Below are 14939 nucleotides of genomic sequence, written 5' to 3'. Positions count from 1 at the left end.
GAGAGGAGCGAACCGTGATCGTCACGCTGATCGTCATCTGCGAGGTCGGCTTCTGGGTGCTGCTGGCCGCCGGGCTGCTGTTGCGGTACGGGCTGCGGATGCCGCGGACGAGTGTCGCGGTGCTGCTCTGCGAACCCGTGCTGGAAGTGGTGCTCCTCGTCGTCAGCGCGATCGATCTGAAGAACGGCGCGGAACCCGACTGGAAGCATGGGCTCGCGGCGCTGTACATCGGGTACACCGTCGCCTACGGCCACTACACGATCCAGTGGATCGACGGCCACGTACGCCACCGCTTCGCAGGCGGACCACCACCGAAGAAGCCACCCCGGTACGGGATGGCGCGTGCCCGGTTCGAGGGACGCCTGTGGTTGCGCACGGTACTGGCCGCGGCGGTCGCGTGCCTCCTGCTCCAGCTCGCCGTCTGGTACGTGGGCGACGGCGGCGACGTGTCGTCCCTACGAAGTTGGCAACTCACGGCCCTCCGCGTGACGGGCATCCACGGGTTGATCGCGCTGACGTATGCGGTGTGGCCGAAGAGGCCCCCGACCAAGGACAAAGACCCGGACCAGGCCCGGGAACCAACGACCTGGTGGTAGCGCCCTGCCCTGCGGGCGGCACACCCGACCCTGCGTGCCGCCGCGAATTCCGCCGGACACACGCCATGGTGGTGAGCCGCCATCGCGGCGGGAAGAAATTCTGGCGGGGGAGGGGGTCTCGACCCGTGCTCCTGCCGGGGGCAACCCCTGGCGGGGACCGCTCCCGGCGCATGACCTTCCCCGGCGCGGAACCCTCTGCGGAGGGGAGACCCCCGGCAGGGGGTTTCATGCCGCCGCCGCGGTGGCGCGCCACGGCGACGAGTGTCCGGCGGAATCCGTGGCGGCGGCCCGCAAGGGGACCGGTCAGCCGCCCGCAGGGCAGGGCGCTAGCGTTCGCCGCCCGGGACCCACAGCACATCCCCCTCCGCCTTGTTCGCCGTGCGGGCCAGGATGAACAGGAGGTCCGAGAGGCGGTTCAGATAGGTCGCGGTCAGAGGATTCATCGTGTCGGCGTGGGCCTCCAGCGCCGCCCACGTGGAGCGTTCCGCGCGGCGGACCACCGTGCACGCCTGGTGGAGGAGGGCCGCGCCGGGCGTACCGCCGGGGAGGATGAAGCTGCGCAGCTTCTCCAACTCACCGTTGAAGCGGTCGCAGTCCGCCTCCAGACGGTCGATGTAGAACTGCTCGACCCGCAGCGGCGGGAACTTCGGATCCGCCACGACCGGCGTCGACAGATCGGCGCCCACGTCGAAGAGATCGTTCTGCACGCGCGTGAGGACCGTGGCGACGTCCTCCGGGAGCTGTCCGATGGCGAGGGCGGTGCCGAGGACCGCGTTGGCCTCATTGGCGTCCGCGTAGGCCGAGATCCGCAGATCCGTCTTGGCCGTACGGCTCATGTCGCCGAGGGCTGTCGTGCCCTGATCGCCGGTCCTCGTATAGATACGCGTCAGATTGACCATGCCGCCAGCCTAACCACGTCCCCGCCCCCGGGGTCAGGCCCCGGCCCGCCGGAACACCCGGGTGCCGAGCGCGAGGGCCCCCACCGTGAGGACGGCGGCGGCGATCACCCCGTACAGCATCCGCGCCGTCGCGTACTCACCCACGTACGCGTCCCGCATCGCGTCCACCAGGTATCGGAACGGCATGAAGTGGGAGAGGGTGTCCAGCCAGCCGGGGGCCAGGGCCATCGGGAGCATCAGGCCCGACAGCAGCATCGACGGCATGGTGAAGGCGTTGACCGCGGGGCCGAACTCCTGCGGGGTGCGGACCTTGAGCGCCAGCGCGTACGACAGGGAGCCCAGCGTGGCCGTCAGGAGCGCCACGAACACGAAGCCGATGAGGATGCCCGCGAGCGGTGCCCGCAGACCCATCAGCAGGGCGGTGAGTACCAGCAGGACCGCCTGGAAGACGAAGAGCGCGGCGTCCCGCAGGACCCGCCCGAGCAGCAGCGCGAGCCGGCTGACCGGTGTGACCCGCATCCGCTCCACCACGCCCGAGGTGTTCTCGATGATGATCGAGAACCCGCTGAACGAGGAGCCGAACAGGGCCAGTTGCAGCAGCAGCCCCGGTACGAGCACCTGCCAGGAGCTGCCCCGCGAGCCCAGCGGGAGCCCGGTAAGCAGCGGTCCGAAGAAGAACAGGTAGAGCAGCGGCATCAGGACGCCGAACAGCATCTGGAAGCGGGAGCGCAGGGTCTGCCGGGCATAGCGCCCGAAGATCAGCGCGGTGTCCGAGAGCACCGCGGACACGGGGGTGGGGGACGACATGGTGACGGACTCCTCAATGGGTCCTCGGTGGGGCATCGACGGGCTGGTGGTCAGACGGCGAGCGGTGCGGTGTCGCGGGCGGCCGGGCCCCGGCCGGTGACGGCGAGGAAGGCGTCCTGGAGCGACGCGTCGATCGCGCCCGCGTGCCGCAGCTTCAGCGCACCGGGTGTGTCGTCGGCGACGACCACGCCCTGATCGACGATCACCAGCCGGTCGGCGAGCGCGTCCGCCTCGTCCAGATAGTGCGTGGTGAGGAACACGGTGGTGCCCCGCTCGTCGCGGATCCGGCGGACCAGGTCCCACAGATCGGCCCGGCTGCCCGGGTCGAGACCGGTGGTCGGCTCGTCGAGGAACAGCACATCGGGCCGGTGCAGCAGCCCCATCGCGATGTCCAGGCGTCGCCGTTGACCGCCCGACAGCGCGGCGGTTTTCCGGTCCATCAGCTCGATCAGACCCAGCTCGCCCGCCAACTCCCGTGCCCGGTCGACCGCTTCGGCCCGGTCGAGCCGGTAGAGCCGCCCCTGTGTGACCAGTTCCTCGCGCACCGTCAGGGTCGGGTCGACTCCGCCGGTCTGTGCCACGTACCCCGTCCTGCGGCGCACGCCGGCCGGGTCTGTCGCCAGGTCGCAGTCCGAGACGGTCGCCGAGCCGCCGGTCGGCGGCAGCAGCGTGGTGAGCATGCGCAGCGTGGTGGTCTTGCCCGCGCCGTTCGGCCCCAGGAAGCCGAGGATCTCGCCGCGCCGCACGGAGAGGTCGATCCCGCGGACCGCCTCGACGGGGCCGCGTCTGGTCATGAAGGTCCGGGCGAGCCCGGACGCCGTGATGACTGCCATGCCCCAAGAAAAACAGAGAGGCTTAAATTTTGCAATGACACCAAAAAACAACGTCCTCTAAAAATCAAGGGTCACTAAAAATCAAGCCGCACCAACGACGGTTACGATGACCGCATGGCTGAGGGACTCAGGGAGCGGAAGAAGCGCCAGACCAGGCAGCACATCTCGGACGTCGCCACGGGACTGTTCCTGGAGCGCGGCTTCGACGCCGTGACGATCGCCGAGATCGCGCAGGCCACCGACGTCTCCGTGAACACCGTCTACAACTACTTCCCGACCAAGGAGGACCTCTTCCTCGACCGCAGCAAAGGCATCGTCGACCGCCTCTCGCGCTGGGTACGCGCCCGCGGCCCCGGCGAGTCCGCCGTCGCCGCCGTCCTGCGCGAACTGCGCGACGAGGTCGAGGCGGTATCGCCCCGGGTCGGCCTGATGGAGGGGTACGCGCAGTTCCTGCGGGTCATTCACGACGCCGCCGCGCTCCGCTCCCGCCTCTGGAGCCTCCAGCAGGAGGTCCTGGAGAACCTGGAGCGCACCCTGCGCGAGGAGACGGGCGCCGCCCCCGACGACCCGCTGCCCACGCTGATGGCCGGACAGATCAACTGGGTGCACATGACCGTGATGTCCGTGATCGGCCGCGAGATGGTGGCGGGCCGTCCCGCCGTCGTCGTCTCCCGCGAGACGCTCGCCCTGATCGAGGACATGGAGGACCTGCTGAGCGAGCGGGTCCTCAACTATGCCGTGCGCGCCCCGCGATGAGCCCCGTACGCCTGTACGGACGGCCCGATTCGGCCCCGGCGCGAGCCCGCTGGGCCGTCCGTGCGGCAACAACGGTGTGACGTCCGTCATTCGAGACGTGACGCGCATCTCTAACCCGCCATACGGCCCCTCGTGAGCGCTAGGGTCCGCCGGAGAGCCAAGATGAACAGGGTGTAAGGGGAGTGGAAACCGTGGCACGGAAACTCGCCGTCATCGGCGCCGGACTGATGGGGTCCGGCATCGCGCAGGTCTCCGCGCAGGCCGGCTGGGATGTCGTCCTGCGCGATGTCACCGACGAGGCGCTCACCCGTGGCACCGACGGCATCAAGGCGTCGTACGACAGGTTCGTGAGCAAGGGGAAGCTCGACGCGCAGGCCGCCGAGGACGCGCTCGCGCGGATCACCACGACCACCGATCTGGACGCCGCTGCCGACGCCGACATCGTCGTCGAGGCCGTCTTCGAGAAGCTGGAGGTGAAGCACGAGATCTTCCGCACCCTCGACAAGTTGGTACGCGACGACGCCGTACTCGCCTCCAACACCTCGGCCATCCCGATCACCAAGATCGCGGCCGTCACTGAGCGGCCCGAGCGGGTCGTCGGCACCCACTTCTTCTCGCCGGTCCCGATGATGCAGCTCTGCGAACTAGTCCGTGGCTACAAGACCAGTGACGCCACGCTCGCCACCGCACGCGAGTTCGCCGAGTCCGTCGGCAAGACCTGCGTCGTCGTCAACCGCGATGTCGCCGGTTTCGTGACGACCCGGCTCATCTCGGCCCTCGTGGTCGAGGCGGCGAAACTGTACGAGTCCGGCGTGGCGAGTGCCGAAGACATCGACCTGGCCTGCAAGCTGGGCTTCGGCCACGCCATGGGCCCGCTCGCGACCGCCGACCTCACGGGTGTTGACATCCTTCTGCACGCCACCAGCAACATCTACACCGAATCCCAGGACGAGAAGTTCGCACCGCCCGAGCTGATGCGCCGGATGGTTGACGCCGGTGACATCGGCCGGAAGAGCGGGCAGGGCTTCTACAAGCACTGAGAACGGCTCCGTCAGCTCAGGGGATCACTCCCCGGGATGAATTGGGTATCGGTTCGCTTACAACCAGCAACTCACCTCCCCTACGGGCAGTCAGTTGCAGTGACATAGCCGGACACCGTACGGACCACTCACCACACCCGCACCGCCACGACCGCCGTATCCATCACGCACGGGGAGCGCATATGTACATCAGGGGCGACCACGCCGAGCTGGTCGTCGGGGGCCGCCTCGATGTCCGCAGCGCGGCGGACGCCCGAACCGTCCTGCACTCGGCCGTCGACGACGGAGCCGGTGACCTGGTCCTCGACCTGTCGGAGCTGGACTCCTGGGACGCCACCGGGCTCGGCGTCATCATGGGCGCCCACCGCAGGGCCGGGCGCTGCGGACGTCGGCTCGTACTGCGTGACGTACCGCCCCAGATGCAGCGCCTCCTGGTCGCGACCCGGCTGCACCGGATCCTCGCGATCGAGGGCGGCATCGGCCTCGAATCGCTGCCGCGCGTCTGAACTCGCGGCGCCGGTCCGGGTCGTCGCACCGGCAGCCGCGCAAGTCATCGCTCCGGCAATCGCTCTGGGAATCGCCGCGGGCATCGCTGTGGGTATCGTTCTGGGAATCGCTGCGGGCATCGCTCAGGGCGCCCGGCGCAATCCTCACGAAGCTGTGACTTCTCGGGCCGCACGCCACCCCCCTGTTCGGGGATACTGAGCCACGGTCTAGGGTGCGGTCGCCCGCCGATGTCGGACCCACAAAGACGGCGGGCACCGGACCAGAAGCGGCAGCGGGGTGTGCACACGGCCGGGAGGGGCTCGGCACACGACGCTTTTGGGGGGCTTTGACCATGGACCCGACGAACCGGGGACCGGAAGAGTACGGGGACGCGTCGGACGAGCGTGACCCGGAGGCGCACTCGCGCGATGAGCGTGACCCGGACGAACCGGGGAAGTTCATCGACGGGTTGCCCGAATGGAGCGGTGACCTGCGGGAGTCCGACGCGTACGTCGGCGGCGGCGTGGAGCTGTACGCGGGCGGCTACGTAAGCGGGTTGCCCGATCCTGTGGTCCCGTACGACCAGTCGTACGACCAGGGCGAGACCGGTGCCGAGTACCTGCCCGAGCGGGTGCCCCGGGCCTTCGGACAGGTCGCCGCCGCGCCCGTGCGGACCGTCAAGGTCGTCACCGGCGACTATCTGCTCACCGTGAACCCCGTCGACGGCAGCGAGATCGAGCTGTGTCCGCCCGGTGAGCGCCCCGAACCCCCGGCCAAACACACCGCGGACGAGCGCGAGGACCTGCGCCGCGCCGCCGCGCCACCGGTCCCGGCCGGACCCGCCCTGCCCCGACTGCCGCTCCTGGAACGGCAGGAGGAGCGCGAGCGGCTGGTCCGCCTGGTCGCCCGCGGCCGTTCCGTACGGCTCACCGGACCGTCCGGATCCGGCCGTACCGCGCTGCTCGACGCCGTCGCCGACGACTGCGCCGACCTCGCGCCCGACGGCGTCGTCCGGCTCTCCGGCTACCGCCGCACCGCGACCGACCTCCTGTACGACCTCTTCGCCACCGTCCACCGGGCCGCCCCGCACCGACCGGGCCCCGACCGGCTGCGCGAGTCCGTCCAGGGCGTCGGCGCGGTCGTCATCGTCGACGACCTCGAATTCGGCGGCGCGTCCCTCGACGAACTCCTCGACGCCACACCCGAGTGCGCCTTTGTCCTCGCCACCACGCCGGACGTCCCGTCGCCGTCCACCGCCGCCCGTCTCGAAGAGGTCTTCCTCGGCGGACTCGACCGCGCCGGCAGCCTGGAACTCCTCGAACGCACCGTGGGCCGCGTCCTCACCGAGGACGAGGCGAACTGGGCGGGCGACCTCTGGTTCGAGTCGGAGGGCCTGCCGCTGCGCTTCGTCCAGGCGGGCGCCCTGCTCCGGCAGGGCGACGCGCTGCGCACCGACCCCGACGCCTTCGACCCGTACGACCCCTTCGGGGACAGCCCCAGGGACACCCCGTACGAAGCCCCGTACGACCCCGAGGACGGACCTGACGTACCGCTGCCGACGCTGGCCGAAGGCGTCGCGCCGGTGGCGCTGCTGGCGTCGCGGCTGAGCGATTCCGCGCGCGCCGCACTGCGGTTCGCGGTCGCGCTCGGCGGCGAGGTCCCGCACCAGGCACATCTGCCCGCGCTGGTCGGCGACACCCACGCCGACGCGGCACTCGCCGAACTCGCCGCCGTCGCCCTCGTCACACCGGTCGGCGCCCGCTTCCGGCTCGCGGCCGGCGTGCTGACCCAGCTGGAGAGCGCCGGGTACGCCGACGACGCCGACGAGCAGGCCCGTGCCGCCGCGCGGCACTACGCCTGGTGGGCCGGGCATCCCTCGGTCACCCCGCGCCGTGTCTGCGCCGAGGCCGACGCGGTGCTCGCCGCGCTCGCCGCCACGGTCACCGTCGCCGCCGTCGAGCCCGACCCGGACCACCCCGACGAGGCCGACCGGCCGGACGAACCGACGCTGCCCGTCCACCTCGCCCGCACCGCCGCGCCCGCCTTCGCCGCCGGATCCGACTGGAACGCCTGGGAGCGCGCGCTGCGTTCGGGCCAGGAGGCGGCGCGGATCTCCGGCGAGGTCGGCGACGAGGCGTACTTCCTGCACGAGTTGGGCGTCCTCGCCCTCTGCGGTGATCAACTGGACCGCGCGCGCGCCGAGTTGGAGGCGTCCATCGCGCTGCGCGGCGCGCTCGCCGACAAGCGCGGCACGGTCGCGGGCCGCCGCGCCCTCGCCCTCGTCGCGGACCGCTCGGGCGACACACCCCCGGGCACCGACGTGCCCGACACGCGGTACGGGGCCAAGGCGTTGCCGACCGGTGGCGTACCGGCGCCGCTCGCCCTCACGAGCGGCTCCAGGACCGACGAGCCCGCCACCCTCATCTCCGCCGGCCCCGGCGCCGGCTCCGGCAAGGCCGCCGGGGCCCGTAACGCCGTCCTGAGCGGCGCGCGACGCAATCTGGTGGCCGTGGGTGCCGGAGCCCTCCTCGCGGCCGTCCTGGGCACCGTGGTGACCCTCGGCGCGACCTCCGACAAGAGCGAGACCCCGGCGGAGAAGGTCGGCACCAATCCGTCGGCCACCCAGGGCGCCGACGACACCGGCACCGGCGGGGACGAGCCGGCCGGTGACGGCAAGGGCGGCGGCGGGGACGGCGCGAGCGACGCACCGACCGACCCCGGCGCCGACGGTGTGCCCGGCACATCCGACGACCCGAGCCCCAGCGACAGCGTGACGCCGAGTGCGGGCGACAGTGACGCGCCGTCCGGGAAGCCGAGCGACAAGCCGTCGGACAAGCCCTCGTCGAAGCCGCCGACGTCCAAGCCACCGACGTCCAAGCCGCCCACCTCGAAGCCGCCGACGTCGAAGCCGCCGACCACTTCGCCGGACCCCACCCCGACCGAGAGCGATTCTGGCGAGCCGACTCCGCCCGGCGTCAGTGACTCCGCGAGCGGTCCCGCCGAGAGCAGTTCGTTCAGCGACCCGGCCGGGACGCCGTCGTCGGGCGGTACCGAGGGCTCCATGACGATCTGACCACGCCCGGCACCCCGCACCCGCGCCCCGCACCCGTACACGAACGGGTGGGGGGCGCGGGGTCGGAACAGGTCAGGACGGGTCAGAACAGGCGCAGCTTGTCGTCCTCGATGCCGCGCAGGGCGTCGTAGTCGAGGATCGCGCAGCCGATGCCGCGGTCGGTCGCCAGGACGCGGGCCTGCGGCTTGATCTCCTGGGCCGCGAAGACGCCACGCACCGGCGCGAGATGCGGATCGCGGTTCAACAGCTCCAGATAGCGCGTGAGTTGCTCCACGCCGTCGATCTCGCCGCGCCGCTTGATCTCGACCGCGACGGTCGCCCCGTCCGCGTCCCGGCACAGGATGTCGACCGGGCCGATCGCGGTCGGGTACTCGCGGCGGATCAGGGTGTAACCGTCGCCCAGTGTCTCGATCCGGTCCGCGAGGAGTTCCTGGAGGTGCGCTTCCACGCCGTCCTTGATCAGGCCAGGATCGACGCCGAGTTCGTGCGACGAGTCGTGGAGGATCTCCTCCATCGTGATGATGAGCTTCTCGCCCCCTTTGTTCACGACGGTCCAGACACCGCCGTCGCCGTCGGTGCCCTCTTTCAAGGTGCACGGGGGCGACATCCAGTTGAGGGGCTTGTAGGCCCGGTCGTCCGCATGAATGGAGACGCTGCCGTCCGCCTTCACCAGGATGAGGCGGGGCGCCGACGGAAGATGGGCGGTGAGCCGACCCGCGTAGTCCACGGAACAGCGGGCGATGACGAGACGCATGGTCGGCCACGCTACTCGACGCCCGGTGGTCCACGCGATTCGCCCTGGAAGGACCCCGTTCGACAGTGGCCGGTTGTACGCGCGTTCTCCTGGTGCGACCACGTTCGGATGCTTACCGTGGAAGCAGGAGGTTGCCATGCGTGCACGCTGCGTATGCGAACTCCTTCCCTGTCTGTCAGCCCCCGTCCGTCGGGGGTGCGAGAGGAGAACCCATGTCGCTCGACGTCTCACCGGCCCTACTCGAACAGGCCGAGCGAGGCGAGGTCGACGAAGCAGCCTTCGTCGACTGCGTCCGGACCTCCCTGCCCTACGCGTGGGAGATGATCAGCTCCCTGGTGGCCCAACTGAAGGTGGACGGCGGCGCGTTCGCCGACAACCAGACGCCGCCGCCGGACGAGCAGGCACGTGGCCAGCTACTGCGCGCCCTCGCGAGTGACGCGATACGCGGCGCGCTGCAAAGGCACTTCGGAGTACGGCTGGCCTTCCAGAACTGCCACCGTGTGGCGGTGTTCCCGCTGGACGCGTCGGTGGACGACACCCTGGCCCGTTTCACCTCGATACGGAACCAGTTGCTGAACCAGTCGCCCGAATTCCGGGACTGCTGACCGGCCTTGTCGGATGTGTCGGATGGTTCGCCGCGCCGGACGGGGGAGGTGTTCAAGTCCGGGGCGGCGGCCCCCGTCGACCGCGCTGCTCAGCCCAGCTGCGGCAGCACGTCCGTCCCCAGCCGCCGTACGTTCTCCTCCGTCGCCGCGAGGTCGCCCGATCCCTCGACGAGCAGCGCGAACCGCGTGATGCCCGTCCGCTCCGAGGTCGCGGCGAGCCGGTCGGCACACATCCGGGGCGTCCCCACCGGGTGCAGCCGGCACAGCAGTTCGGTGTACGCGACCGGATCCCGCATCGCGCGGGCGCGGCCGTCGACGGTGACATGGGCGTCGAGGCCCTGTTTCAGCCAGCCCGGCATCGCCTTCAGGAGCGCCTCCGACGCCTCGGCGCCCCGGTCCGCGATCTGGGCGACACCCGCCGACACATGAGCCGCGCCGGCGACCTCGTCGGGGGAGCGGCCCGCCGCGCGCGCGTGGCCGCGCCACAGGGCGACCATCTCGGCCTTCTCCTCGTCGCCCGCGTGCATCCCGAGCAGCATCGGCAGTCCCCGCTCGGCCGCCAGCCTCACACTCGCCGGTGAGGTGCACGCGACGACCACCTCGGGTCCGGTCGCGCCGGACAGGGCTTCGGCCGGCTGCGGTACGACGTCCACCTCGCGGAAGCTGAACCGTTCCCCTTCGGCGCCGACCCTGGCATCGCCGAGCCAGCGCAGCAGCAGGTCGAGGGATTCCGGGAATCCCTTCTCGTATGCCGCCAGGCCCGCGCCGAACACCTCCAGGTCGACCCAGGGGCCGCCGCGGCCCACGCCCAGCGAGAACCGGCCGCCGGACGTCACATGCAGCAGCGCCGCCTGTTCGCCGAGGGCGACCGGGTGGACGGTGGGCAGGACGGTCACGGCGGTGCCGACGCGCAGGCGGCGGGTGCGGCCGAGGAGCAGCGCGGCCAGCGTGATCGCGGACGGGCAGGTGCCGTACGGCACGAAGTGGTGCTCGGCGAGCCAGACCGCGTCCAGGCCCGACTCCTCGGCCACCTCCGCGGTGCGCACCGCGCGGTGCAGCGCCTCCCCCTGCCCCTGTCCCGGGAACTGGGCGGCCAGAACAAAACTTCCTACGCGCATCGCACTCCTGCCTCCTGGGCGCCGACGCGGGCACTCCCCTTGCCGGCAACAACGTCTGACACGTGCCAAAGGCACGGTCCGGCAGAGAGATTGGCGGATTGTCGGCGTAATCGGCAGCGTTTTGCGGGGATTGGTGGCCGGAGTCTTCGCGCGGTGGCGACGCGTAGGCTTTGTGCGACCCTTTGTTGTTCCTTGTATAGCTCGTGAGGTGGGCCCGTGTCCCCGCGTCGTAACCGTCCCAAGGCATCGGATCCCGGTGGCGGGGATCCGGACGATGAGAGGGGCCGCTACGGCGGCTTCGAGGGTACGGAGACCTGGCAGGGCGAGCAGTGGACGGTCCGGCACGTGGCCGGCGCCAGTGTCGAGGGGAAGTCGTACCGGTGCCCCGGGTGCGACCAGTTGATCCCGTCCGGGATGCCCCATGTGGTGGTCTGGCCGCAGCACGCGGGGGTGGACGACCGCCGTCATTGGCACAAGGCGTGCTGGTCCGCAAGGTCGCTCCGCTCGGCCCGGCCCATGCGTGGCCGGAAGCCGCGCTACTGACAAGGGGCGAGCCCCTTGAACCCCGATCCCCACGGGGGCGGTTCGGCACCGCCGGTTTCCGCCGCGGTGGCTGAGCGCCGCTGCGGCGGAAACCGGAAACAAAGGGGGCGAACCCCCTTTGGACCCCAGTGGGCGGTTAAACGTCCCTGCGCTCAAGCAGTACGTACGCGCCCGCGATGGCGGCTCCTGTCACCACGAGCAGGAGCACCAGTTGAGGGGTGCCGTTCGAAGACCCTGTGTCGAGTTGGAAGATCTTGGCGAGGGAGTTGGGGGCGTTGTAGTCCATCATCTTCTCGCCGATGTTGCGGGTGCTCTGCGAGATCATCAGGAACGCCGGCATGATCGCCGGTACCAGCACCACACCGAGCATCGCGGTGATGGCTCCAGCCGAGTGCCGCAGCATCGAGCCGACGGCGATCGCGAGTACCCCGAGCAGGGACACGTACAGCGCGCCCTTGAAGACGGTGCCGATCCAGTCCCGGTCCGACGACCCGCTGTGCATCCCGGCCGTGGCCAGGCCGACGAACCCGATCGCGAAGGCCGACACGACAAAGGCGACGACGAAGAAGATCAGGAACTTCGCGGTGAGCACCCGGTGCCGCGCGGGCGACGCGGTGAGCGTGGTCCGGATCATCCCGGTGCCGTACTCGGAGGCGATGACCAGCACGCCGAGCGTGATGAGGCAGATCTGCCCGAGTACCAGGCCGAAGAACGCGGGGATCGTGTACGGCACGTCCACGTAGTCGTCGCTGGTGGTCTGCCCGGCGATGAGCAGCCCGATGCCGATCACCAGGAACAGGAAGGTGCCGAGCGTCCACACCGTGGAACGGACCGACTTGATCTTCGTCCACTCGGAGGTGATCGCATGCCCGAGGTGGGTCCGCGTGATCGGGATCGGCGAGGTGTACGAGCCGCCGGGCTGCGGCGGCTGCCAGGTCGGGGCCGGGGCGCCGGGGGCCGCGGGGGGCTGCTGGTGCGGCGTGCTCATCGGGGTCCCTCGCTGTTGTGCTCGGTCGTGTCGGGGGCGGCGGCCGGCTGGGCGGGCGCCGGTGGTGCGACGGGCGGCTGCGCGTACGGGTTGGGCGGCGGCGCGCCGTACCCGCCCGGAGCCTGCGGGGCGCCGTACCCGCCGCCGGGGCCCGGCGGCATCGCGAAGGGCTGGCCGCCCTGCTGGGGCGACGGCGGCGCGTACCAGCCGGGCTGGCCCTGGCCTGCCACCGGCATCTGCGGTGGCGGCATGGCGCCGGGCGGGAGCTGCTGCATGAGCCCGGCCCGCTGGTCGATCGTGGAGCGGTAGTCGACGGCGCCCTGCGTCATCCGCATGTACGCCTCCTCAAGGGACGCCTGGTGCGGCGACAGCTCCCACAGGCGTACGTCGTGCCCGTGCGCGAGGTCGCTGATCCGGGGCAGCGGCAGTCCGGTGACGCGCAGCGCGCCGTCCGGTTCGGGCAGCACCTGTCCGCCCGCCTCGGTCAGCGCGGCCGTCAGCTTCTCGCGCTGCGCGGGCTCCGCGTCCGGCGTCCGCACCCGTGCGAAGTCCGCGGAGTTGTGCGAGATGAAGTCCTTGATGCTCATGTCGGACAGCAGCTGACCGCGGCCGATCACGATCAGGTGGTCCGCCGTCAGCGCCATCTCGCTCATCAGGTGCGAGGAGACGAAGACGGTCCGTCCCTCGGCGGCGAGCGACTTCATCAGATTGCGGACCCAGAGGATGCCCTCCGGGTCGAGGCCGTTGACCGGCTCGTCGAAGAGCAGCACCTGCGGGTCGCCGAGGAGCGCTGCCGCGATCCCGAGCCGCTGCCCCATACCGAGCGAGAACCCCTTGGACCGCTTCCGCGCGACGTCCTGGAGGCCCACGACGCCGAGCACCTCGTCGACCCGGCGGGCCGGGATGCCGGAGAGCTGGGCGAGGCAGAGCAGATGGTTGCGCGCGTGCCGGCCGCCGTGCACGGCCTTGGCGTCGAGCAGGGCGCCCACCTGACGCGGCGCGTTCGGCAGCTTGCGGTACGGGTAGCCGCCGATGGTGACCTGGCCCGAGCTGGGGTTGTCCAGGCCGAGGATCATGCGCATCGTCGTGGACTTGCCCGAGCCGTTCGGACCGAGGAAGCCGGTCACTGAGCCCGGCCGTACCTGGAAGGAAAGGTTGTACACGGCTGTCTTGGCGCCGTAGCGCTTCGTCAGGCCGACTGCCTCGATCATGCTGCACCCATCGACAGGTCAGGACGTCGGGGCACACGCCCCCGTAAGGCTTAGGAGGATATCGGCGAGCTGACGGTTCCGGCCAAAACAAAGTAAAACATCGACCAGCTGTGACGCGACGACCGCACGCGGCGACGGGGCGGCGACGGGGGCGGGCACGAGGGGCCTACGTCAGCGAGCCGTCCAGGGGCGGCAGGTCGTCGTACAGCCGCAGATCCGCCGCGTCGTCCACATACGGCAGGAAGTCCGTCTGGGGCAGGACCCAGCCCTCCTCACCGAAGATCAGCGTGCCCCGCTCACGCAGCGCCCGGTCCGCGCCCGCCGCCCGCACCCAGGACACGGGGTCGGACCCGAGCAGGTCCCGCAGCCGCGCCGAGTCCGCGAGGAGTGCCGCGAGGAGCGTCGACTGGTCGCCGCCGCCGGGCCGGGGGAGTCCGGTGGCCGGGTCGGCGAGGACACCGTGCGCGGAGAAGTAGATGTACGCCGCGCGCAGCCGCTCCCCGGACGGCATCGTCATCGCGAAGTCAGCGCCGGGCAGTATCGCCCGCCGGTAGTCCGGGAACTCGGTGTCGTCCACGGCCTTGAGCTGCGTCGAGTCCAGCCAGGTCACGATGAGCGTGGTCTCCGCGTCCCGGTCGACATAGGGCGTACCCGCCACATACCCGGCCGGGCTGATGTGTCCCGAGCAGCCGACGCCGATGCCGCGCACCCGCACCGGGACCATCGGCACCGCCGCCGGGATGCCGAGGCGGGTCAGCTTGTGGGCGACCTGGCCCGGTGACGCGTTGGAGCCGACCGAGATCACCGGATGCCGGCGGCCGGTGGCGGCCTGGCCCAGCTCGGCCAGCACCTCGTCGAGCCGCTGCTGTTCCTGCTGCTCCTCCACGAACCACTCGCCGAGCCGCAGCGGCTGTACGTCCAGTTCCAGGAGTTCGTCGCCGGTGAGCAGCGACGGGCCGGGCGTGGGCCGGCCCGGATAGGTGAGCGGCTGTTTGGCGGGCACGTCGTCCAGGCCCAGCGCCGCCAGGCTTCGATTCGTGGTCACGGTGAGGCCCTTCGGGGTGATCGCGCGACAGGAGCACAGCCTTCCACGCGAGGTGTACCCGGGCCCGCGCCCAGGAATCGCCCTCCGCACGGCGGTTGGCCGGAACGGAGACCGGGAATTGCTGTCCTCCCATTGTACGAACCGCCTACGATGGGCGGCCGACTTGCTTACGGGGGCGTTGAGTT

At 70.9% G+C, this 14939-nt stretch carries 15 protein-coding genes; 7 read left to right on the top strand and 8 right to left on the bottom strand.

The genetic code is table 11. The annotated features are described in order from the left end of the window. Positions 1 to 14 precede the first annotated feature (14 nt). Entirely contained in the window at positions 15 to 596 is a 582-nt protein-coding gene (locus ACFVT5_RS30375; RefSeq protein WP_389894587.1) for a hypothetical protein, read from the top strand. A gap of 326 nt (positions 597 to 922) precedes the next feature. Here the strand turns inward: ACFVT5_RS30375 and ACFVT5_RS30370 are convergent, their stop codons facing one another. The 3 genes from ACFVT5_RS30370 to ACFVT5_RS30360 are packed head-to-tail and all read right to left on the bottom strand — an operon-like array spanning position 923 to position 3135. Then, entirely contained in the window at positions 923 to 1495 is a 573-nt protein-coding gene (locus ACFVT5_RS30370; protein WP_389894585.1) for a cob(I)yrinic acid a,c-diamide adenosyltransferase, read from the bottom strand. Positions 1496 to 1528: 33 nt separating this feature from the next. Then, on the bottom strand, positions 1529 to 2302 hold the full coding sequence (locus ACFVT5_RS30365; RefSeq protein WP_389894583.1) for an ABC transporter permease: 774 nt from the start codon (positions 2300 to 2302) through the stop codon (positions 1529 to 1531). Between the two features lie 50 nt (positions 2303 to 2352). Further along, positions 2353 to 3135 (bottom strand): ABC transporter ATP-binding protein, encoded by a 783-nt coding sequence (locus ACFVT5_RS30360; RefSeq protein ID WP_389894581.1) that lies wholly within the window; start codon positions 3133 to 3135, stop codon positions 2353 to 2355. Positions 3136 to 3249: 114 nt separating this feature from the next. Here ACFVT5_RS30360 and ACFVT5_RS30355 point away from each other — a divergent pair, with 114 nt between their 5' ends. From ACFVT5_RS30355 to ACFVT5_RS30340, 4 genes are all read left to right on the top strand, one after another. Then, positions 3250 to 3891, top strand: a complete 642-nt coding sequence (locus tag ACFVT5_RS30355; protein ID WP_389894579.1) for a TetR/AcrR family transcriptional regulator — start codon at positions 3250 to 3252, stop codon at positions 3889 to 3891. 191 nt (positions 3892 to 4082) lie between these two features. Further along, positions 4083 to 4931, top strand: a complete 849-nt coding sequence (locus ACFVT5_RS30350; protein ID WP_389894577.1) for a 3-hydroxyacyl-CoA dehydrogenase family protein — start codon at positions 4083 to 4085, stop codon at positions 4929 to 4931. Positions 4932 to 5113: 182 nt separating this feature from the next. Next, a complete protein-coding gene (locus ACFVT5_RS30345; RefSeq protein WP_033526497.1) occupies positions 5114 to 5437 on the top strand; it encodes an STAS domain-containing protein in 324 nt (107 codons plus the stop codon). Positions 5438 to 5769: 332 nt separating this feature from the next. After that, positions 5770 to 8490: an ATP-binding protein gene (locus ACFVT5_RS30340; protein WP_389894575.1), complete on the top strand. Its 2721-nt coding sequence runs from the start codon at positions 5770 to 5772 to the stop codon at positions 8488 to 8490. Between the two features lie 82 nt (positions 8491 to 8572). On the opposite strand, the gene nucS is transcribed toward ACFVT5_RS30340, so the two are convergent. Continuing rightward, the gene (gene nucS, locus ACFVT5_RS30335) at positions 8573 to 9244 is read right to left on the bottom strand and encodes an endonuclease NucS (RefSeq protein ID WP_389894573.1); all 672 of its coding nucleotides are present in this window, start codon (positions 9242 to 9244) and stop codon (positions 8573 to 8575) included. Between the two features lie 212 nt (positions 9245 to 9456). Between nucS and ACFVT5_RS30330 the strand changes: the two genes are divergently transcribed. Then, complete coding sequence (locus tag ACFVT5_RS30330; RefSeq protein WP_389894571.1) at positions 9457 to 9849, top strand: SCO5389 family protein; 393 nt, start codon at positions 9457 to 9459, stop codon at positions 9847 to 9849. 89 nt (positions 9850 to 9938) lie between these two features. Here the strand turns inward: ACFVT5_RS30330 and ACFVT5_RS30325 are convergent, their stop codons facing one another. Continuing rightward, positions 9939 to 10967 carry an LLM class flavin-dependent oxidoreductase gene (locus ACFVT5_RS30325; RefSeq protein ID WP_389894569.1) on the bottom strand — a complete coding sequence of 343 codons (1029 nt, stop codon included), beginning with the start codon at positions 10965 to 10967 and terminating at the stop codon, positions 9939 to 9941. 216 nt (positions 10968 to 11183) lie between these two features. On the opposite strand from ACFVT5_RS30325, the gene ACFVT5_RS30320 reads away from it, so the two are divergent. Beyond that, positions 11184 to 11510 (top strand): ATP/GTP-binding protein, encoded by a 327-nt coding sequence (locus ACFVT5_RS30320; RefSeq protein ID WP_389894567.1) that lies wholly within the window; start codon positions 11184 to 11186, stop codon positions 11508 to 11510. Positions 11511 to 11646: 136 nt separating this feature from the next. On the opposite strand, the gene ACFVT5_RS30315 is transcribed toward ACFVT5_RS30320, so the two are convergent. The 3 genes from ACFVT5_RS30315 to ACFVT5_RS30305 all read right to left on the bottom strand — a co-directional run bounded on the left by ACFVT5_RS30315 (position 11647) and on the right by ACFVT5_RS30305 (position 14754). Continuing rightward, entirely contained in the window at positions 11647 to 12498 is an 852-nt protein-coding gene (locus tag ACFVT5_RS30315) for an ABC transporter permease (protein WP_389894565.1), read from the bottom strand. Further along, positions 12495 to 13709, bottom strand: coding sequence for an ABC transporter ATP-binding protein (locus tag ACFVT5_RS30310; RefSeq protein ID WP_389894563.1), 1215 nt, complete (start codon positions 13707 to 13709; stop codon positions 12495 to 12497). The genes ACFVT5_RS30315 and ACFVT5_RS30310 overlap by 4 nt, the downstream gene beginning before the upstream one ends. Positions 13710 to 13875: 166 nt before the next feature. Then, entirely contained in the window at positions 13876 to 14754 is an 879-nt protein-coding gene (locus ACFVT5_RS30305) for a hypothetical protein (RefSeq protein ID WP_389894561.1), read from the bottom strand. Positions 14755 to 14939: the final 185 nt, after the last annotated feature.

This window comes from Streptomyces sp. NPDC058001 (genome assembly GCF_042886315.1).
Classification (GTDB): Bacteria; Actinomycetota; Actinomycetes; order Streptomycetales; family Streptomycetaceae; genus Streptomyces.
This window is presented reverse-complemented; position numbering and strand designations above follow the sequence as displayed.